Origin of the sequence: Pedobacter sp. (assembly GCF_965279535.1) — a bacterium.
Classification (GTDB): Bacteria; Bacteroidota; Bacteroidia; order Sphingobacteriales; family Sphingobacteriaceae; genus Pedobacter.
Genome location: NZ_OZ257244.1, coordinates 126,463 through 146,428 on the forward strand (window position 1 = coordinate 126,463; position 19,966 = coordinate 146,428).

The following is a 19,966-nucleotide window of genomic DNA, read 5'->3' on the forward strand; positions in this document are numbered from 1 at the left end:
ATATGTTGTATCCTGAAAATTGTTTAGAGCGTTTAGGTTTTGTAGAAATCAGGCAGCTCATAAGTAAGCATTGTTTAAGCCCTATGGGGCAGAATATGGTTCAGAAAATGCAGGTCATGAACCGTTTTGATCAGATAGATAAATTCCTGCGACAAACGAATGAGTTTAAAAGCATCCTGGCAAATCAGGAACCGCTTCAGATCAATACTTTTTTTGATATTAAATCACTGGTTGATAAAATCAGGGTTGAGGGTACTTATCTTTTAGAGGATGAGTGGTTTCAGGTATATACCTCGTTACAAACAGTGTTTTCTGTGCTTCGTTTTTTTGAGGAAAGGGCGGAGGTTTATCCTACACTAGAGGCCTTGTTTGAGCATCTTCCCATCGAAAAAACCATTTTAAGGAAGATCGAAATGGTAATTGATCCAAAAGGGAAGATCAAACCTAATGCTTCTAAGGAACTTCAGGAAATTACGTCTTCGATTAGCAAAACGGAACAAGATGTACGGAAGCGTATGGATGCCATTTACAAACAGGCCATCGCAAGTAACTGGGTCGCGGATGGAAGTTTAACGATCCGTGATGGCAGAATGTGTATTCCGATTTTAGCGGAGAACAAAAGAAAATTAAAAGGTTTTGTTCATGATGAATCTGCTACCGGACAAACAGTATATATTGAGCCGGAAGAAGTTTTTACGCTCAATAATAAGTTAAGGGATTTAGAATTTGATAAACGGAGAGAGATTATTAGAATTTTAATCGCTTTAACTGACGATTTGAGACCTTATTCTCCTTTGTTGTTATCATACCATGGCTTTTTAACCAAATTGGATTTTGTGAGGGCTAAAGCATTATTTGCTTTGGATATTGAGGCTGAAATGCCAGGTTTAATCAAAGAGCCCGTTACCAGGCTTATTAATGCACGTCATCCTTTACTTACCCTTTCATTAGCCGCAGAGAAAAAGACTGTTACTCCCCTGAATATTCAAATCAATGCAGAAACGCGGGTAGTATTGGTTTCAGGGCCCAATGCCGGAGGTAAGTCTGTTTGTATGAAAACGGTAGGCTTATTGCAAATTATGCTGCAAACAGGTTTGTTAATTCCTGTAGATGCCAATAGTGAAGTTGGGATATTTGAAAACATTTTTGCTGATATTGGTGACGATCAATCAATTGAAAGCGATTTAAGTACTTATAGTGCACACTTAACAAAGATGAAATACTTTGTTGAACACGCCTCTCCAAAAACATTGGTTTTGATAGATGAGTTTGGAACCGGGACAGATCCACAGTTTGGTGGGCCAATGGCTGAGGCAGTTCTTGAAGTATTAAACACAAAAAAAGTTAGGGGGGTGATTACTACTCACTACTCTAATCTGAAATTGTTTGCGGGGAACACGGACGGTTTGGAAAATGCCTCGATGTTATTTGATAATGCCAAGATGAAGCCACTCTATATTTTAGAGATGGGTAAGCCGGGAAGTTCTTATGCTTTTGAGATTGCTCAAAATATCGGTTTACCTAAACAGGTTATCGAGTTAGCGAAGCAGAAAACAGGTTCTAATCAAAATAGAATTGATACGCTTTTAGTTGATTTAGAAAGAGAAAAAAAGACAATCTACGATACTAAGGTAAGTTTGGCTAACCAGCAAAATAAGGCTAAAAATCTACTTGCTGAAAACGAAAAGTTAAATGCTTTTTTAGAAGAGAATAAAAAGGTATTGATTAAGGAAGCCAAGTTAGAGGCTCAGAATATTATTAAAAATGCCAATAAACTGGTAGAGAATACCATTGCTAAAATTAAGCAAAAGCAGGCTGATAAATTGGTAACCAAAGAATTGCGTCAGAACCTGCAGCAGGAATTGGTTAAAAACACGATCCCTAAAGAAAAATCAAAACCTGTGCCAGTAGTGGTTGGAGGGGAAATTGAGGTCGGAGATTGGGTGAAGTTTACCGATAGCGAAACGACTGGTCAAGTTTTGGAAATCAATCGTAATGAATTGGTTTTAGCCATTGGTGATCTTCGTTCTAATGTGAAAAAGAACCGTGTTGAAAAAATCAGCAATAAGCAGGCAAAAAAAGTGGTTCAAAGTAATTCTTTCGCTGGTAAAATGAATGATGCTGTGTCATCTTTCAGACCTGAACTAGACTTAAGGGGTAAACGCACTGAAGATGCCTTATTTGAAGTAGAAAAGTACCTGGATAAAGCCATCATGTTGGGCTTTCCCTCCATCAAACTGATTCATGGTAAAGGGGATGGTATTCTACGCAAAATGATCAGGGAATACCTGAAAAAATATAGCCAGGTAAACCGGATGGAAGATGAGCATGCTGATAGGGGTGGTGACGGGATTACTTACGTTTATTTGAATTAATTTTAGTGTTCCGTGTGTCACGGACCACGGGGTGACGGGATTACTTACGTTTATTTGAATTGATTTTAGTGTTCCGTGTGTCACGGACCACGGGGTGAGGGGATTACTTACGTTTATTTGAATTGATTTTGGTGTTCCATATGTCATGGACCACGGGGTGACTGGATTACTTATGTTCATTTGAATTGATTTTAGTGTTCCTTGTGTCACGGAACACGGGGTGATTTATTTAAAACCAATTTCCCGTAACGGTGTTATTTCTAAAACGTTATGGGTTATGAAATCAATATTACTGTGCATGTTTATACTTGTAATAGGTATGAATTGCAAAAAAAATGGAAGTGATGAGGGTTCTACAGATTTACCTGATGCAGAATTAAAAGTTAGGGTAGTTACAGCCGGTTTAGCTCTTCCCTGGGAGTTGGTTTATGGACCTGATAATCACATTTGGTTTACAGAAAAGGCTGGTAAAATAAGCAGGCTAAATCCTGCAACTGGCCAGGTTATCCCAGTAATTACGATAGCAGATGTTCGCGCTAACGGAGAAGGAGGATTACTGGGCATGACACTCCATCCTGATTTTGCTAGTAATCCATATGTATATGTTGTATACGGATACGGCAGTAATTATCGATCAAAAGTTGTTCGTTATACTTACGGTAATGGCGCATTGTCCAATCCGCAAATTCTGTTAGATCAAATTCCCGCATCTTCTATACACAACGGTTCCCGATTATTAATTAGTAACGGAAAGCTATTTATTACCACCGGCGATGCTTCTGATACCTCTACACCTCAAAATAACAATTCGGTTGCTGGTAAGGTTTTACGGATTAATTTAGATGGCAGCATTCCTGCAGATAATCCAATTCCCAATAATCCATTATGGACATTGGGACATAGAAATGCGCAAGGCCTGGTTCAGGTAGGAAATAAAATATTTTCTTCAGAACATGGGCCAGATTCTGATGATGAAATCAATATAATTGAAAAAGGAAGAAATTATGGCTGGCCAACCGTGAGGGGATTTTGTAATGAAAGTAATGAGCAAACATTTTGCTCAACCAATAATGTGGCACAACCTTTAATTAACTGGACGCCAACCATTGCCCCGAGTGGTTTAAGTTATTATAATTCAGATTATCTTCCTCAGTTTAAAAACTCGTTGCTGCTGGCTGTTTTAAAAGGAAGCAAATTGATGCAGTTGAAACTGGATGATGCGCAAAGCAAGATAATGGAAACCAAGGATTTTTATTCAGGAACTTATGGCAGGTTAAGAGCCGTTACAAGTTCTCCTGAAGGGAAAATATACTTTTGTACCAGTAATGGGGGTGATGACAAGATTATTGAAATAGCCAAATAGAAAATTATTTTTTTCTACCCGGGCATTTTTTACAACGTTTACCTTCTTTATATTTTTTGCAGCACTTTTTATGTTCTGCAGTGCAACTGAAAATATAACCCATTCCTTTTTGGAATTCGGGATCAGTTGGCAGTATGAAATTCCTATCTTCTCTCTCGTAAGTCATTGCGATACAAAGGTAATAGTAATTTAGATTAATTCCAATTAATTAAATAATCTTAAATCATTTAAACCAGATTGCTCTTCTTTTGTGAGGGCAATTTGTATTTTAGCCGAACTAACCAATAATTCGTAAAATGATAATTAAAGTAGTATCAGGGGCTGAAGAAGCTATTCATGATATTGGAGATGGCGCCATGCTTATGTTAGGTGGCTTTGGCCTTTGTGGTATCCCCGAAAATTGTATAAATGCATTAGTCGCTAAAAACGTAAAGCATTTGACCTGTATTTCAAATAATGCTGGTGTTGATGATTTTGGCATTGGCTTAATGCTGAAGCAGCATCAGGTAAAAAAAATGATTTCTTCTTATGTAGGTGAGAATGCTGAATTTGAGCGGCAATTGCTGAGTGGTGAGCTTGAGGTGGAGCTGATTCCACAAGGTACCTTAGCCACGCGTTGTTTGGCTGCAGGTTATGGTATGCCTGCTATTTTTACACCTGCAGGCGTTGGTACTGAAGTTGCAGAAGGCAAGGAAATCCGGAATTTTAACGGTAAAGACTATTTAATGGAGTACGCTTTCGAAGCTGATTTTGCTATTGTTAAGGCCTGGAAGGGAGATACCACTGGCAATCTGATTTTTAGGTCTACGAGCCGTAACTTTAATCCGGTGATGGCTATGGCGGGTAAAGTTACCATTGCGGAAGTAGAGGAACTTGTAGCGCCCGGAACGTTAGACCCTGATCATATCCATACCCCAGGTATTTACGTTCATCGTATTTTTCAGGGAAAGGATTATGAAAAAAGGATTGAACAGCGAACTGTATTGAGTCGGAAATCTTAAACCGATAGTCTTGAGTTTTAACAAAAAATATTATGGCATTTTCAAAAGAAGAAATAGCAAGGCGTATCGCTAAAGAAATAAAAGATGGGTATTATGTGAACCTGGGGATTGGTATCCCAACACTGGTAGCCAATTACATCCCTGAAGGGATCAATGTTGTACTGCAATCTGAAAACGGTTTGTTAGGTATGGGGCCTTTTCCCTTTGAAGGAGAGGAAGATGCAGACTTAATAAATGCTGGTAAACAAACCATTACCACTTTACCTGGCTCTGCTATTTTCGATTCTGCGATGAGTTTTGGTATGATTAGAGCGCAAAAAGTAGATTTAACAATTTTGGGGGCAATGGAGGTATCAGAACACGGGGATATTGCCAATTGGAAGATTCCTGGGAAAATGGTAAAGGGCATGGGAGGGGCTATGGATTTAGTAGCCTCGGCTAAAAATATTATTGTAGCCATGCAGCATGTAAATAAGGCAGGAGAGAGCAAACTACTCCCTAAATGTACGTTGCCTTTAACCGGGGTGAAATGTATTAAGAAAATTGTTACAGAATTAGCCGTTTTGGATGTCCTGCCAGAAGGTGGCTTTAAGTTATTGGAGCGGGCCCCCGGGGTAAGTACAGATTTTATTAAGCAATCAACAGCCGGAAGGTTAATAATTGAAGGGGATATCCCTGAAATGCAATTGAATTAAATGATAAAGGGATGGCTTGCCATCCCTTTATCATTATGCTAAATTTGTTAAAATTCGATTTTTAAGGTTGTTAGAGATTTCTTCGGTGATGGCGATTATCTCTTCTGGCTCATTGGTATTGTTGATTACCACTTTGTGGCAGTCGCCTTTGTATGGAAGCAGGTATTCTTTATAAGCCGGAACGACATGATTATGCCATTTGTATAACACGTCTTCCTCCGGATAACCTCTTTCCAATCCGTCGCGCTTAATGCGCCGATCTAAAGCGATTTCTTCATCAGCATCTACAAAAATGCGGTGGTCTAACAAGGCTGCAATTTCTTTAAAGTGAAGAATAAATAGTCCTTCAACAATAATGATAGGAGCCGATTTGATCTCCAGGATTTTAACCACAGCCAGCGGATTGTTAAAATTGTATTCCTTTTTATAAACTACTTCGCCATTGATCAGTTGTTTAATGTCTTTTAAAAATTGTTCACTATCAATGGTTTTGGGTAAATCGAAATTGTATAATTTGTTTTCTTCCTGGGTCATTTCTCCGGCAGGAATATAGTAATCATCCTGTGATACCAATGTTACTTCATCTTGCTTAAAATGATGTAGAAAGCAGTTTAAAAAGAATGTTTTACCTGAGCCACTTCCTCCGGCTATGCCAATAATAAATGGCTTTTTATTTAAACTCATTGAGCGCTATAAGTTATGTTGCAGAAAAATCTTTTATCTAAAGCACCTAATGAATCGGCAACAGCTTTAGTCATTACAATAATAACATCTTTAGTAGATTCGTTCTCGGTAAATTTACCCACAACTTTGGCGAATGTACTGCGGTTAGTCATTGGGTTTGTAATTTTAACTACTCTGCCAATTGGTGCGGTGCGGTGTAACACTAACATTTTAGAGGCATCTAAATCCTGATCGGCAATCCAAACGGCTGTTCCTTTTTCTTCAATCTGGCTTAAACCATAAACACTTGGATCTCTGCGTAGCCGCGGATCCTTTACCATGGTACTATCCGGTTCACTCTCTTGCTCTTCTTTAGAGGCATCGTTAACTGAACGTGGTTGAGGTGGTTTTGGAATGACCAATTTCTGGCCAATGGTTAGGGTGTTGTCTTCCAGTTTGTTGGCTGTGCGAATCTGATAAGCAGTGAGATTGTATTTTTTGGCAATAGAAAAAATATTTTCGCCGTTAGCAACTGTATGTACAAAGCTTTCTTCTTTTTGAGCTGAATTTTCCTTAGCCTTTTCGCGTTTCTCCTCCTTTTTCTCCTCTTTTTTTTCCTCCTGCTTAGGAACATCTACTACAATATCAGAAGGAACTTTTATTACTTGCCCAATTTTTAATACATTATCTTCCAGGTTGTTTAACTTTCTAATTTGATAGGCAGTAACACCATATTGTTTAGCTATCGTGAAGATGGTTTCGTTTCTAAGAACCGTATGTGTACCTGGATTATCTTTTGAATTACTTTGTTGTTCTTCTTTTGGTTCCGCAGTACTCAGCACTTTGTCTTCTGCAATATTCTGTGTTGCCGGAATTTTTAGCTTTTGTCCGATGCGAAGATTATTTCCAGATAATCCGTTAGCTTTTTTAATTTCTTCGACTGTTGTTCCGTATTTTTCGGCAATTTTACCTAAAAATTCTTTGGGTTGTACAGTGTGCTCAACCGTTGTAGGTTCTGCTGCAGTGTTGCTGTTAACTGGCTCTTCCTTGCGTTTTGGATTCTCTTTTACCTGCTCAACAGGTGTAGGTTCCTGATCTTTAGACTGTATTTTAAGCACCTGACCAATGCTGAGGTTATTCCCGGTTAGGTTATTTAAGGCTTTGATGTCGTTAACCGTGGTGCCATATTTTTCTGCAATTTTATTCAGGTTGTCTTTAGCTTTTACAACATGCTCAGTAACATTGGTATTACTAGATGGTGCTGAACCAGCAGCAGTGGAGCCTGAGAAAGGAATATTGGTTGGAACTTTTATAATTACACCTACCTGAAGATATTTATTGTCGTTAAAAGCCATGATATCTTTAGGCGATACGTTGTACCTTCTACCGATAGAATAATAAGTGTCTTTGGCTACGGTTTGGTGAATAATTAGTTTTTTGCCTTTATTGTTTTCTACACCGATGGAGTCTCTTACTGTAGTCGCTTTTGCATTTACCGCGTTGATAGCGAGCAGCAGTACAGCAGATAAATATATTTTATGCATTTATTTTTATATAAATTTATAAGTCAAAGGAAGCAATTATACGAATAATATTGTAAATCGACCTCAGTCAAATTAAGGGTTTTTGAGTAAAAATAAAATGACTCAGGCTTCATCTGATTGGTATTTTATTCATTAACAATTACTTGCTGAAGGAGGTTAGTTTACAATTCTGATTAATAAACGGATATCTAAATAAGGTATTGTTCAAAATGCTAAATCGTGGCAAACTTTTATAACTAATGATTGTTAATGAGGCAGAAAACTTAAAACATAATATAATGGACGCTAAGGAAATAAGCCTAAATGAAAAAGAAGTTAAACCGGTTGTAGATCTGTTAAACGACTATCTTGCGAATTATCACATTCATTATCAAAAATTAAGGGGCTGTCACTGGAATATAAAGGGACAGAACTTTTTTACTCTTCACATTAAGTTTGAAGAATTGTATACCAATGCTCAATTAACTATTGATGAAATTGCTGAACGTGTTTTAACCTTGGGTAAACCACCTCATAGTCGTTTTGCCGACTATATTAAAGAATCTAGAATCAAGGAAATCAATACCATTGGATTAAAGGATTTAGATATGGTAGATGCTGTTTTGGAAGACATGGCAACTTTAATCGAACTGGAGCGAGAGCTTTTGGATGCAACGGAAAATGCAGGCGATGATGGAACAAACGATATGGTAAATCGCTTCATGCAATTCAAAGAAAAAAATACCTGGATGCTGAGGTCATTTGCAGGGAAGAAATAGGGATGAGGAGTGTTGAGTTTTAGGATAAAGAATTGAACATTGTGTTGATCAAAGCATAACCGAATGCAGCCGCCAATTGAAAGTACATTGTAAAATCTTTCAATTGGCGGCCTTTTTATTTAATAGAAACTCTAAATATCTATCTTTGGGCTATGGCGTACAAAAGTTTAGCAGAATGCGTTTCTGACTTAGAAAAACATGGTCATTTAATCCGGATAAAAGAAGAGGTTGATCCGCATTTGGAAATGGCGGCTATTCATTTAAGGGTTTTTGAAAATAAAGGGCCTGCACTTTTATTTGAAAAGGTTAAAGGAAGTCCTTTTCCGGCAGTTTCCAATCTTTTTGGTACTTTAGAACGGTCGAAATTTATATTCAGGGATACTTTGCCTAAGGTACAGGCGTTGGTAGGTTTGCGAAACGATCCGATGAAAGCACTTAAAAATCCATTTAAGTATGCTGGTTCGGCCTTATCTGCTTTGTCAGCATTACCGTTAAGAACACCATCTGCAAAAAATAAATTTTTAAAAACAAGTATTAGTCAGTTACCACAGATTGTGAACTGGCCAATGGATGGTGGTCCGTTTGTGACCATGCCTCAGGTATATACAGAAGACATAGATAAACCTGGTGTTTTGAATGCGAATTTGGGTATGTACCGTATCCAATTGGCAGGGAATGATTATGTGCAGGATAAGGAGATTGGCTTACACTATCAAATTCATCGCGGAATTGGTGTGCATCAATCTAAAGCTAATGCAGCAGGGCAACCCTTGAAGGTAAGTATTTTTGTTGGCGGCCCTCCTTCACATCCTTTGGCAGCTGTAATGCCGTTGCCTGAAGGTTTATCAGAAATGACGTTTGCAGGTGCACTTGGAGACAGGAGGTTCAGGTATTTTTATGATGATGAAGGATTTTGTATATCAGCTGATGCCGATTTTATCATTACCGGAACAGTTTATCCAAATGAAAACAAGCCGGAAGGCCCTTTCGGAGATCATTTAGGCTATTATAGCCTTACACACCCATTTCCACTAATGAAAGTGCACAACGTTTACCATAAGCCCGATGCGATCTGGTCGTTTACAGTTGTAGGCAGACCTCCGCAGGAAGATACCAGTTTTGGTGCTTTAATTCATGAGATTACCGGCTCTGCGATTCCTCAGGAGATTCATGGGTTAAAAGAGGTTCATGCGGTTGATGCTGCAGGGGTACATCCATTATTATTTGCAATAGGAAGTGAGCGTTATACGCCTTATCTGAAAGAAAGACGACCTCAGGAAATACTCACTATTGCGAATCATATACTGGGTAAAAATCAACTGAGCCTGGCAAAGTATGTTTTTATTGCAGCCAAGGAAGATAATCCTGAGTTAGATACACACGATATTGCCGGCTTTTTAAGCCATATGTTAGCGCGTGTAGACTTTACAAGAGATGTTCATTTTTATACCAATACGACCATAGATACCCTTGATTATAGTGGTGATGGACTCAATAGCGGTTCAAAAGTAGTGATAGCGGCTGCAGGGGAGCAAAAACGGGTGCTTAGAACTGAACTGCCTCCACTAAATCTCCCAGATGGGTTTTACAATCCTCAGCTTGCTGATAAAGGCATATTGGTTTTAGAAAGTAGTCCTTTTGTAAGTGAGGAGAAAACTGCAGCGGAGATTGCTATACTTAATTTAGCTTTAAAAGACCAGGATTTAGGGGGATTTCCTTTAATTGTGATTGCCGATGATGCGGAATTTACAGCACTGAATACAGATAATCTGGTATGGATAACTTTTACCAGAAGCAACCCTGCGAATGATATTTATGGAATTAATGATTTTATCGTTAACAAGCACTGGGGATGTAAAGGATCGCTTATTATAGATGCGAGAAAGAAACCTCACCATGCACCAGAACTGATTAAAGATCTGGAGATAGAGCAACGGGTTGATAGTCTCGGATATGAAGGCAGCTCTTTATTTGGAATAATATAAAAAAAATCCCCTGATCACTCAGGGGATTTTTTTGTTAGAATCTAACACCGAAGGTTAGAAATACATTGTTTCGATTACTTTTAATATCAGCAACAGGTTCAGTGTAATCATTAAGTTCATATGGACTAGAACTGAAATTAGTTTGTAAGTTTTGATAAGCAATATCGAAGTAGTAATTGTCTACACGGTAACCAATACCACCGGTATAAAATTTACTTTGATAAAATGAATTATCTCCACCTTTAACACCGTTTCCGTTTACACCATAACCACCTCTTAAACTGATTTCATTGCTCACTTTAACTTCAGCACCAACACGATAGTTTACTGCTTCTTTGTATGAGTTTTGTATAAAAGTATTTGAGCTGTTGATGGTTTGAATGTCTGAACCATTATCGGCAGAAAAACGCATTGAAGAATAATCTACATAATCAACATCAGCAGAAATTAAGGCACGTCCACCGAAAACATAGCTTAAACCAGCAGATGCTTTAAGTGGGGTACGTAAATTATAAGTAAATGTATAATAGCGCGTTGGGTTGCTTGATGAAGTAGGAGCGTTTGTTGCGTTTCCGGCCAAATTGGCTTGTAGCGACTCGCTGGTATCATCTTGTAAATTCATCCAGGTTGGTGTTTGAAAATTAATACCGATTCTGAATTCGTTTACGGGTCTGAAAATCATTCCTAACTTTAAATTGAAACCTCCGCCCTTGGTTTGTTGATTTCTAAAATGGGTAAGGGTATAGTTTTCATTGCCGGTATAAATAGGAACTGTTAATTGATCATCATAAGTATTTACTACACCTGATTCAACAAAATAAGCATCACTATTGTATTTTACATTTACAAAACTGGCTGTTGCACCGATGTAAACTTTATTAGAAAAGTTTAGGGCCCCAGCAACGTTAAATTCAGAAGTAGAACCCAGTCTGGTTTCATTCCAGTTTTGATCGAAATTTACACCATTGTAAGGTTCTGCTGAATATCCGTTTGGATAGTTAGGCGCATTTTTATTGATTAAGTAGCTGTTGTAAGCATCACCTGCAACACTGTTGTCGATACCGAAGCTATTCGCCTGTTCAGCATATGCATCTCTAATAGAACTGTTACCATTTACACCACGGTAAGTAATGTTATTAAAGAAATCGTTGTTACGAGCATAGCTAAGGCCATAAACAGCACTTACCAATCCTTTTTCAGTATCTGCCCCTTTAGCTTTATAAGTTGGGTTGTAAAATACTACCCCGATATTATTCAGGTTGATTTGGTTTTTACTAGACTTGGTAGTCGTACCCAGAAAAGCGTTTTGATTGGATACCGAATTAAATTCAGGTGTGATGCTGAATTCTGATTTGGTAAACAGGCCTAATCCTGCCGGATTGGCGCTAATTGACCCGATATCACCTCCAACACCGATCTGTGCACCTGCCATACCTTTAAATCTGGATGTGCTGCCATAGTTTGTCTGCGAAAATCTAAATGCATCTGGAGCATAGCTTTGGGCGTAAGTGGTTCCTATAGTAGCTACTGTAGCCACTAGCGAAGCGAGAATATATTTTTTCATGATGTGTGTTGCTGTTTAATTAACCTCTTCCTGCTCTTGATGGTCTGCTACCGCCACCGCCTCCGGTAGATCCGCCGCCACTATTACCACCACCATTTGATGGAGGAGGAGAGTAGCTTGGTCTGCTGCTTTCTCTGGCTGGAGCAGATGGGGTATAATTTTCATTTCTGGTAGGTCTGGTGCTTTGTCCGCCCTGAGGTTGGTTACCATAAGTCTGGTTTCTGGTCGGTCTTCCACTTACATTACCATTACTGTTTGGTCTGTATGTGCCGTTACCTTGAGCCACTCCTGTGCGGCTTGGTCTGCCAAAATTGGTAGCTCCAGGGTTCATTCCTGTTCTAGGCATTCCGGTGTCATTGCTTCCAGGTCTTGGTCTGTAATTTCTGTTGGCTACAGTACCACCTCCGTAGTAACCGCCGCCTACACCCCAGCCGCCACCGTACCAGCCACCGCCCCAACCGAAGCGATCGTAGTAAGAGTATGGTCCCCAGGCATTCCAGCCAAATGGTGAATTCCAGCCATAGCCGAAGTTGCCGTAATAGAATGGGTTATTCCAGATACTTCCGTAACCGAAACCGCCTCCCCAGCCCCAGTTTAAACCATAACCGTTATTCCAACCTAAACCATAACCTAAATAGTTGGATGCGCCATAGCTATTGCCGTAGTAATAATTATCGTAGTATGGATCATAGTAGCCTCTAAATGAGTAACCATTATAAAAGCGGTTGATCCTGGAAGCATAGTCCATATCATAATATGGATTACTTGTTCCGTAATATTCATCGTCGTAAGCCGGTTCCTGCTGAGTTTGAGGCTGTGGCCTTGGCGCCACGTATTCCACCTCTTTAGCTTTTGCAACCGAGTTGTAGACATCATCTGTTGACTTGTTTTGAGCCAATTTTGATGTAGAGCATGATGCCACCAACCCTGCGGCAGCTATCATTACAATGGGTAAAAATTTAATTGGTTTCATTGTGTTTATATTTAGTTGTGTGTGTTAAGCAGATAGCGCACCTATCATCCATCTCTTCATCTATAAATTTAGTTAAAAAACGATATAAAAATTAATGCTATTGATTGATAATCGTTTTGTAGGCATAAATTTATAAATTTGTGCTCTAATTTCACATTATTTAACATACAATTTACGTTCCAAATACATAATATGAGCAAAGAAATTACAAGCAGAGAAACCGATTATTCTCAATGGTATAACGATATCGTGATTAAGGCAGATTTAGCTGAGCATTCGGCAGTGCGTGGATGCATGGTTATTAAGCCAAACGGCTATGCTATCTGGGAAAAAATGCAGGCAGTATTGGATAAAATGTTTAAAGATACTGGACACAGCAATGCTTATTTTCCTTTGTTCATTCCAAAGTCATTTTTTTCTAAGGAAGCCTCTCACGTAGAGGGTTTTGCAACAGAGTGTGCTGTTGTAACACACTATCGTTTAAAAAATGACGGAAATGGAAACATTGTTGTGGATGAGACAGCGAAACTTGAAGAAGAGCTTATTGTACGCCCAACATCCGAAACGATTATCTGGAATACCTACAAAGGCTGGATTCAATCTTACCGTGATTTACCTATTTTGATTAACCAGTGGGCAAATGTTGTACGGTGGGAAATGAGAACACGTTTATTTTTGCGTACTGCTGAATTTTTATGGCAAGAAGGTCACACGGCGCATGCTACAGCTGAGGAAGCCATTGAGGAAACGGAGCGTATGTTACACATTTATGCTGATTTTGTAGAGAACTGGTTAGCTGTTCCGGTTGTTAGGGGAAGAAAATCCCCAAATGAGCGTTTTGCAGGGGCCCTGGATACCTACTGTATTGAAGCTTTAATGCAAGACGGGAAGGCATTACAAGCTGGAACTTCTCATTTTCTGGGACAAAATTTTGCCAAAGCCTTCGATGTTAAATTTACGGGTAAGGATGGTAAGTTAGACCATGTTTGGGCAACCTCATGGGGCGTGTCAACCCGTTTAATGGGCGCCTTGATCATGGCACACAGTGATGATTCTGGCTTAGTTATTCCTCCAAAATTGGCGCCTGTTCAGGTTGTAATTGTTCCTATTTATAAAGGAGAGGAAGATTTGGCTAACATTACCTCTTATGTAAATGAGCTGAGTATGCGTTTAAAAGGCATGGGAGTGTCAGTTAAATTCGACGATCGCGATACGCAACGTCCCGGATTTAAGTTTGCAGATTATGAAATGAAAGGTGTTCCTGTTCGTGTTGCTATTGGCGGTAGAGACATGGAAAACAAAACCGTAGAAATTGCCCGTCGCGATACCAAATTGAAACAAACTGTGCCTCAGGAAGGGCTGGATATTTACATCGTTAAATTATTGGAGGAAATTCAACAAAGCATGTTCGAAAAGGCTTTGGCTTATCGAGATGAGCATATTACTGAAGCCAATACTTACGAAGAGTTCAAGGCTTTATTAGATGGTAAAGCAGGTTTTATTTCAGCTCATTGGGATGGAACACCAGAAACCGAGCAAAAAATAAAAGAAGAAACTAAAGCGACAATCCGTTGTATTCCTTTGGATAATAAACTGGAGGATGGTATTTGTATCTACTCAGGAAAACCATCTACGCAAAGGGTATTGTTCGCAAGAGCGTATTAATTAAGTCGGGAGTCGGGAGTTGTGGGTTGGGAGTTGGGAGTGCGACGTCTGGCTACCGATATTACAAAAGTAAAAAGTTCTAATTATAAACCATTTGGGATTTGTTTTCAAATCTCGAATCTATCATCCCATATCTCATAAAAGAAATGAAATTCGGAACGAAAGCAATACATGCAGGTCAAGAACCTGATCCAACAACGGGTGCCGTTATGACACCGATATATCAAACATCCACTTATTGGCAAAAATCTCCTGGAGACAACAAAGGGTACGAATATTCAAGGGGAACAAATCCTACCCGTAAGGCATTGGAAGATTGTTTGGCTGCTTTAGAAAATGCAAAATACGGCCTGGCTTTTTCAAGCGGAATGGGTGCTACAGATGCTGTTTTAAAATTGTTACAGCCTGGAGACGAGGTGATTACAGGGAATGATTTATATGGGGGATCTTATCGGATTTTCACCAAGATATTTACGAAATACGGGATTAAATTTCATTTCCTCGATTTATCTAAACCGGAAAATATTTTACCTTATGTCAATGATAAAACCAGGTTGGTATGGATAGAAACGCCGACTAACCCAACTATGCAGGTTATTGATATTGAGGGGATTGCCAAAATAACAAAAGAGAAAAATTTAATATTAACAGTAGATAATACTTTTGCTTCTCCCTATCTGCAAAATCCTATCGATTTAGGTGCAGACATTGTAATGCACTCTGTTACCAAGTATATAGGTGGGCATTCAGATGTAGTGATGGGTGCATTGGTTACCAGTAATGAGCAATTGTATAAAGACCTTTGGTTTATTTATAACGCTTGTGGTGCTACACCCGGACCTCAGGATTCATTTTTAGTTTTGAGGGGGATTAAAACCTTGCATTTGCGAATGAAAGCGCATTGTGAAAATGGGGAGCGCATTGCGCATTATCTTAAAAATCATCCTAAGGTAGATAAAATTTATTGGCCAGGATTTACGGATCATCCCAATCACGATGTGGCTAAAAAGCAGATGAGGGGATTTGGAGGAATGATTTCCATTACTTTAAAAGGAGCAGATTTGCAGGAAACTTTCAGGATTTCTTCTCAATTTAAAGTATTTACACTTGCTGAATCTTTGGGTGGTGTAGAATCTTTAATCAATCACCCGGCTACCATGACACATGGCTCTATTCCGAAGGAAGAAAGAGAGAAGGTTGGTGTAACGGATAATCTGCTTCGCTTAAGTGTGGGGGTAGAGGATATTGAAGATCTTTTAGAGGATCTCGAAAACGCTTTAAAATAGGGATATAGAAATTGACAGGTCATCTGTTCGTCATCGGTTTCGATTGCGGACAGGTGACTTTTTTGCTTTAATTGGATGGATAGATTAGAACTACAGAATTTTTTAGATGCTAAAGTTGATCAATACAACAGGCCTGATTTTATTCCGAATGATCCGATCTGCATCCCGCATTTATTTAGCAAAAAGCAAGATATTGAAATTGCAGGTTTTTTTGCTGCGATTTTGGCCTGGGGTCAACGCAAAACAATTATCAATAAGTGTAAAGAACTCTTGCAAAGGATGGACAATGCCCCTTTTGAATTTGTAAGTCAACATAACGACCAGGATTTAAAAGCTTTATTAAATTTTAAGCATCGCACATTTAATGATACCGATCTGCTATATTTTATAGCTTTCTTTAAGTTTCATTACAGCCAGTCAGATACATTAGAAACAGCATTTTTACCTCAAAAGAGTAGTGGTTTTCGTGCTGAATATCTGGAGATTAGTTCAGATAGAGAAACTTTGGAAATGGCTTCTGCAGTGTGTATGTCGGGAGATTTAAACTTTACGATAACGGAAGCACTAAACGCTTTCAGGGATTATTTCTTTTCTTTAAGCGATTATCCTCAACGAACGAAAAAGCACATTTCTTCCCCCAGGCAGAAATCAACCTGCAAGAGATTGAATATGTTTTTACGCTGGATGGTAAGAAATGATGATAAAGGTGTTGATTTTGGGATTTGGGAAGTTGTAAAGCCTGCTCATTTAATTTGCCCATGTGATGTTCATGTAGATCGGGTTGGGCGGTTACTGGGGTTAATTTCCAGAAAACAAACCGACTGGCTTACGGCAGTAGAATTAACTCAACAGTTAAAAACCTTTGATTCTGGTGATCCGGTAAAATATGATTTTGCACTGTTCGGATTAGGAGTAGAAGGGATCTTGTAGCGCTTAGTGTTAAAGAAATATTAAAAAAAACTTCTTTTTTAGCATTAAACTTCATATACTTAAACTTAAGTTCTATGTTAATATGTAGGATTAAATCTATCCCCATTTCTAAATCTAATGATCGCAGTTAACTTATCTGATGAAGATAGGTGGAAAAAGTATAACAACTTTTCTCCACTGATATCTATTTTTAAGAAATTTCATCCACTCAATGCGGAAATTGAAAGACGTATCAACCAGCATACCTTTCCGGTAAGTTATAAGAAAAACAAGTATTTGGTTTCTCCGGTTGATCGCAATAAATATCTCTTTTTGATTGTAAAAGGCGTTGTACGTGGATTTATTAAAGATGGCGATAGCGAAATTACAACCTGGATAGCAAAAGAAAACGAGGTAGTTGGAACAATACGCAACTTATGGGTAGAAGGCGATTCTGAGGAATATCTTCAGGCGCTGGAGGATGTTGATTTAATAGCAATCCCACATGTTTTATCTGAGTATTTATATGAGAACTTTGCTGAGGCAAATATTGTAGGCAGAAAAATGATGGAAACCTATTATCGTTCTGCAGAAGAGCGAGCCTATTTGTGCAGAATTTCATCAGCCGAAAAGCGTTATAAACGGTTTTTAGTTTCCTTTCCCGATTTAATCAATCGAGTATCATTAAAATACATTGCTTCATTTTTAGCCATCAGATTAGAAACATTGAGCCGCATACGGGCTAAAATATAATCAATTATTAAATGGTTTAGTTGATTTTTAGCGTTCTTTCCTTTGGTTTTCTCTGTTTACAGCCTTGTCGTTTTCAATTACTTTTTTGTTAGCCTGTTCTGCAATAGAATAAGTTATAGTTTTTAAGGAGAATGTAAGATAAGCACTACTTTTCAGATCATTTTTTGAAATACCTATTTTTAATATTTAGATACATAGGTAAGCGCACAATAAATGCATTTAAAATAATCCCATATTGAAGAATATTTTGGTTTGCAAGTGCTTGATGTGTAGTGTTTTATTGTTGCTCTCGTGTTGTTTTTCGCTTGTGTATTGGTATTATGAAAAGTAGTCATTTTATGTTTTTTGTTTCAAAACTGAGAAAATGTGTATAATAAATTTTACAAAATTAGACGATAAATTCAATTACATTGACGTAGAATAAATAACTTTTAGTACATTGCGGCACAATACATAATATAATGAAAGCAAAAAATGCTGTAAGCACATTTACCGTCCTTATCGCGGATGACCATGAAATTATCAGAAGGGGGTTAAAAAGTTTGATCTCTGATTTTTGGAGTGGTGTTGAGATTATTGAGGCTTCAACTTTAGAGGAAGCGTTAGTAGAGACTGAAAAATCGCCAAGTCTGATTATCATTGATGTTAACTTGCCAGGTGGAAATAACCTTAAAGTTATCGAGCAGTTGAAACAAATTCAGCCGAACGCTAAAATTTTAGTGTTTTCGTCGTTGAATGAAAACATTTATGCTGTTCCGTATCTAAAATCAGGAGCTTCTGGTTATTTGACTAAAAATGCTGAAGAATCAGAGATTGTTACTGCTATTACAACAATTTTGCCAGGAAGCAGGTACTCCAGTAGAAATGTTAAAGAGAATATGTTCAACAGTATTTTAGGTAACGATGTAGATAATCCATTTACCAAACTTTCGGGAAGAGAGCTTGAAGTAGCTGAGCTTCTGACCAAGGGTGTTGGTGTGTTGGAAATCTCTAATCAGTTAAACCTGCAAATGGGTACAGTAAGTACTTATAAATTAAGACTTTTTCAAAAGCTTAAAATTAAAAGCATCATAGAGCTTGCTGAAAAGATGAGTATCTACGAAAGATAAAAAGAGTATTTTACTCTTTTTATCTTTTTTAATTTCATTCTAATTAAGCTTCATAGCCAATGCAAATGAAGAATTTAGCCCTTGCGGTTATTTTTTTGCATTTACAGTTCCAGGACCATTGTCACTTCCCGATTCATTAGGGGTACTGCCGGCTTTTCCATATTTATCAGATGCGCCTTTGCCATTTTGATCGAATGATGCTTTTTCTTTAGCTGTGCCTGCGTTTTTTTCGTTTTTAGCTGGTGTAGTTTTTTTCTTGCTGTTTTCCATGATTGAATTTCTTTTAAGCAGAACAAATAGATTACGTATTTGGTTCGTATTGGCTTACCACATTTATCAGATGGTAATTCGTCCACCTGTAATGGGGAGTGTTGCACCTGAAATGTAACTGGCATCATCTGATGCCAGAAAGACATAGGCAGGTGCTACTTCAACTGGCTGTCCTGGTCTGCCCATGGGTGTATCTTTACCAAAATTTTCGGGATCAGGCATTGTAGAAGGAATTAGTGGGGTCCAGATGGGGCCAGGTGCAACTGCGTTTACCCTTATACCTTTACCCTGTGATAAGAGTATCTGGCTCAGGTTGGCTGTGAAATTTTGAATGGCTCCTTTTGTTGCAGCATAGGGGAGCAGTACAGGTGTGGGCGAATAAGCATTTACCGACGTGGTATTGATGATGCTACTGCCAGGCTTCATATGTGGTTCAGCTGCTTTACACAAGTAGAACATGGCGTGTATATTGGTTTCGAAAGTTTTAACCCATTCATCTGCAGGTATTTCGTTTAATTTTTCCCTGCCCATTTGAAATGCTGCATTGTTGATTAGTATATCAATTTGTCCCCATTCTTTTACAGCTGTATCGATGATTTTACGACAGTGTTTTTCAGAACGGATATCACCTTTAACTAAAATAGCTTTCCGTCCGGCTTCTATTACATATTTTGCAGTGTCTTTAGCATCAGGAGTTTCAGTATCACTTAGATAGCTAATTAATACATCTGCACCTTCGCGTGCATAAGCAATAGCAATTGCTTTTCCGATACCAGAATCTCCTCCTGTAATAATCGCTTTTTTATTTTGAAGTTTTCCTGATCCCTGGTAAGATTTTTCACCATGATCGGCCACGGGTTTCAAGTCTTTTTCTTTTCCCGGCACAGATTGTTTCTGCTCTGGAAAGGGCGGCACAGGATATTTTTTAGCGGGATTTTTCGTTTTGGCACTTGTTTTCATTCTGATAGCTTTTTAAGAACAACAGTGTATTGGGAAAAATGGTTTGGAGAATTCAGCAATGGAAGTTGCTTTAACGTCTGATACTAATACAAT

The 19,966-nt window shown here is 38.4% G+C and carries 17 protein-coding genes; 11 read left to right on the forward strand and 6 right to left on the reverse strand.

The features are described 5' to 3' along the window. The first annotated feature begins 2 nt into the window (after positions 1-2). The 4 genes from ACQY77_RS00480 (at position 3) to ACQY77_RS00495 (ending at position 5,434) form a co-directional block, all read left to right on the forward strand. Positions 3-2,375 (forward strand): endonuclease MutS2, encoded by a 2,373-nt coding sequence (locus ACQY77_RS00480; RefSeq protein ID WP_421939954.1) that lies wholly within the window; start codon positions 3-5, stop codon positions 2,373-2,375. A gap of 319 nt (positions 2,376-2,694) precedes the next feature. Continuing rightward, a complete protein-coding gene (locus ACQY77_RS00485) occupies positions 2,695-3,738 on the forward strand; it encodes a PQQ-dependent sugar dehydrogenase (protein ID WP_421939953.1) in 1,044 nt (347 codons plus the stop codon). 296 nt (positions 3,739-4,034) lie between these two features. Next, positions 4,035-4,739 carry a CoA transferase subunit A gene (locus ACQY77_RS00490; RefSeq protein ID WP_421939952.1) on the forward strand — a complete coding sequence of 235 codons (705 nt, stop codon included), beginning with the start codon at positions 4,035-4,037 and terminating at the stop codon, positions 4,737-4,739. Positions 4,740-4,771: 32 nt separating this feature from the next. Further along, on the forward strand, positions 4,772-5,434 hold the full coding sequence (locus ACQY77_RS00495) for a CoA transferase subunit B (RefSeq protein ID WP_421939951.1): 663 nt from the start codon (positions 4,772-4,774) through the stop codon (positions 5,432-5,434). A gap of 33 nt (positions 5,435-5,467) precedes the next feature. Here the strand turns inward: ACQY77_RS00495 and ACQY77_RS00500 are convergent, their stop codons facing one another. Then, positions 5,468-6,118: a uridine kinase family protein gene (locus ACQY77_RS00500; protein ID WP_421939950.1), complete on the reverse strand. Its 651-nt coding sequence runs from the start codon at positions 6,116-6,118 to the stop codon at positions 5,468-5,470. Continuing rightward, on the reverse strand, positions 6,115-7,641 hold the full coding sequence (locus ACQY77_RS00505; RefSeq protein WP_421939949.1) for a LysM peptidoglycan-binding domain-containing protein: 1,527 nt from the start codon (positions 7,639-7,641) through the stop codon (positions 6,115-6,117). Before ACQY77_RS00505 ends, ACQY77_RS00500 begins: the two co-directional genes overlap by 4 nt. A 278-nt stretch (positions 7,642-7,919) precedes the next feature. Between ACQY77_RS00505 and ACQY77_RS00510 the strand changes: the two genes are divergently transcribed. Both ACQY77_RS00510 and ACQY77_RS00515 read left to right on the forward strand, forming a co-directional pair. Continuing rightward, positions 7,920-8,399 (forward strand): Dps family protein, encoded by a 480-nt coding sequence (locus ACQY77_RS00510; protein WP_421939948.1) that lies wholly within the window; start codon positions 7,920-7,922, stop codon positions 8,397-8,399. Positions 8,400-8,551: 152 nt separating this feature from the next. After that, on the forward strand, positions 8,552-10,384 hold the full coding sequence (locus ACQY77_RS00515; protein WP_421939947.1) for a UbiD family decarboxylase: 1,833 nt from the start codon (positions 8,552-8,554) through the stop codon (positions 10,382-10,384). A 34-nt stretch (positions 10,385-10,418) separates the two neighbouring features. On the opposite strand, the gene ACQY77_RS00520 is transcribed toward ACQY77_RS00515, so the two are convergent. Both ACQY77_RS00520 and ACQY77_RS00525 read right to left on the reverse strand, forming a co-directional pair. Then, positions 10,419-11,948: an OmpP1/FadL family transporter gene (locus ACQY77_RS00520; RefSeq protein WP_421939946.1), complete on the reverse strand. Its 1,530-nt coding sequence runs from the start codon at positions 11,946-11,948 to the stop codon at positions 10,419-10,421. Positions 11,949-11,967: 19 nt separating this feature from the next. Continuing rightward, positions 11,968-12,921, reverse strand: coding sequence for a hypothetical protein (locus tag ACQY77_RS00525; protein ID WP_421939945.1), 954 nt, complete (start codon positions 12,919-12,921; stop codon positions 11,968-11,970). A 192-nt stretch (positions 12,922-13,113) separates the two neighbouring features. Here ACQY77_RS00525 and proS point away from each other — a divergent pair, with 192 nt between their 5' ends. From proS to ACQY77_RS00550, 5 genes are all read left to right on the forward strand, one after another. Next, positions 13,114-14,586, forward strand: coding sequence for a proline--tRNA ligase (gene proS / locus ACQY77_RS00530; RefSeq protein ID WP_421939944.1), 1,473 nt, complete (start codon positions 13,114-13,116; stop codon positions 14,584-14,586). A 146-nt stretch (positions 14,587-14,732) separates the two neighbouring features. Beyond that, positions 14,733-15,872, forward strand: coding sequence for a cystathionine gamma-synthase (locus tag ACQY77_RS00535; RefSeq protein WP_421939943.1), 1,140 nt, complete (start codon positions 14,733-14,735; stop codon positions 15,870-15,872). 75 nt (positions 15,873-15,947) lie between these two features. Further along, positions 15,948-16,802, forward strand: a complete 855-nt coding sequence (locus tag ACQY77_RS00540) for a TIGR02757 family protein (RefSeq protein ID WP_421939942.1) — start codon at positions 15,948-15,950, stop codon at positions 16,800-16,802. Between the two features lie 117 nt (positions 16,803-16,919). Then, positions 16,920-17,534 (forward strand): Crp/Fnr family transcriptional regulator, encoded by a 615-nt coding sequence (locus ACQY77_RS00545; protein ID WP_421939941.1) that lies wholly within the window; start codon positions 16,920-16,922, stop codon positions 17,532-17,534. A gap of 461 nt (positions 17,535-17,995) precedes the next feature. Then, positions 17,996-18,643 (forward strand): response regulator, encoded by a 648-nt coding sequence (locus tag ACQY77_RS00550; protein WP_421939940.1) that lies wholly within the window; start codon positions 17,996-17,998, stop codon positions 18,641-18,643. Positions 18,644-18,730: 87 nt separating this feature from the next. On the opposite strand, the gene ACQY77_RS00555 is transcribed toward ACQY77_RS00550, so the two are convergent. Continuing rightward, positions 18,731-18,913, reverse strand: a complete 183-nt coding sequence (locus ACQY77_RS00555; RefSeq protein WP_421939939.1) for a hypothetical protein — start codon at positions 18,911-18,913, stop codon at positions 18,731-18,733. A gap of 66 nt (positions 18,914-18,979) precedes the next feature. After that, positions 18,980-19,873, reverse strand: coding sequence for an SDR family oxidoreductase (locus ACQY77_RS00560; RefSeq protein ID WP_421939938.1), 894 nt, complete (start codon positions 19,871-19,873; stop codon positions 18,980-18,982). Between the last annotated feature and the right edge of the window lie 93 nt (positions 19,874-19,966).

Excerpts from the sequence above, each read along its gene's own strand:
- ACQY77_RS00480 (WP_421939954.1), top strand. The coding sequence starts at position 3 with ATGTTGTATCCTGAAAATTGTTTAGAGCGTTTAGGTTTTGTAGAAATC.
- ACQY77_RS00485 (WP_421939953.1), top strand. The coding sequence starts at position 2,695 with ATGAATTGCAAAAAAAATGGAAGTGATGAGGGTTCTACAGATTTACCT.
- ACQY77_RS00490 (WP_421939952.1), top strand. The coding sequence starts at position 4,035 with ATGATAATTAAAGTAGTATCAGGGGCTGAAGAAGCTATTCATGATATT.
- ACQY77_RS00495 (WP_421939951.1), top strand. The coding sequence starts at position 4,772 with ATGGCATTTTCAAAAGAAGAAATAGCAAGGCGTATCGCTAAAGAAATA.
- ACQY77_RS00500 (WP_421939950.1), bottom strand. The coding sequence starts at position 6,118 with ATGAGTTTAAATAAAAAGCCATTTATTATTGGCATAGCCGGAGGAAGT.
- ACQY77_RS00505 (WP_421939949.1), bottom strand. The coding sequence starts at position 7,641 with ATGCATAAAATATATTTATCTGCTGTACTGCTGCTCGCTATCAACGCG.
- ACQY77_RS00510 (WP_421939948.1), top strand. The coding sequence starts at position 7,920 with ATGGACGCTAAGGAAATAAGCCTAAATGAAAAAGAAGTTAAACCGGTT.
- ACQY77_RS00515 (WP_421939947.1), top strand. The coding sequence starts at position 8,552 with ATGGCGTACAAAAGTTTAGCAGAATGCGTTTCTGACTTAGAAAAACAT.
- ACQY77_RS00520 (WP_421939946.1), bottom strand. The coding sequence starts at position 11,948 with ATGAAAAAATATATTCTCGCTTCGCTAGTGGCTACAGTAGCTACTATA.
- ACQY77_RS00525 (WP_421939945.1), bottom strand. The coding sequence starts at position 12,921 with ATGAAACCAATTAAATTTTTACCCATTGTAATGATAGCTGCCGCAGGG.
- proS (WP_421939944.1), top strand. The coding sequence starts at position 13,114 with ATGAGCAAAGAAATTACAAGCAGAGAAACCGATTATTCTCAATGGTAT.
- ACQY77_RS00535 (WP_421939943.1), top strand. The coding sequence starts at position 14,733 with ATGAAATTCGGAACGAAAGCAATACATGCAGGTCAAGAACCTGATCCA.
- ACQY77_RS00540 (WP_421939942.1), top strand. The coding sequence starts at position 15,948 with ATGGATAGATTAGAACTACAGAATTTTTTAGATGCTAAAGTTGATCAA.
- ACQY77_RS00545 (WP_421939941.1), top strand. The coding sequence starts at position 16,920 with ATGATCGCAGTTAACTTATCTGATGAAGATAGGTGGAAAAAGTATAAC.
- ACQY77_RS00550 (WP_421939940.1), top strand. The coding sequence starts at position 17,996 with ATGAAAGCAAAAAATGCTGTAAGCACATTTACCGTCCTTATCGCGGAT.
- ACQY77_RS00555 (WP_421939939.1), bottom strand. The coding sequence starts at position 18,913 with ATGGAAAACAGCAAGAAAAAAACTACACCAGCTAAAAACGAAAAAAAC.
- ACQY77_RS00560 (WP_421939938.1), bottom strand. The coding sequence starts at position 19,873 with ATGAAAACAAGTGCCAAAACGAAAAATCCCGCTAAAAAATATCCTGTG.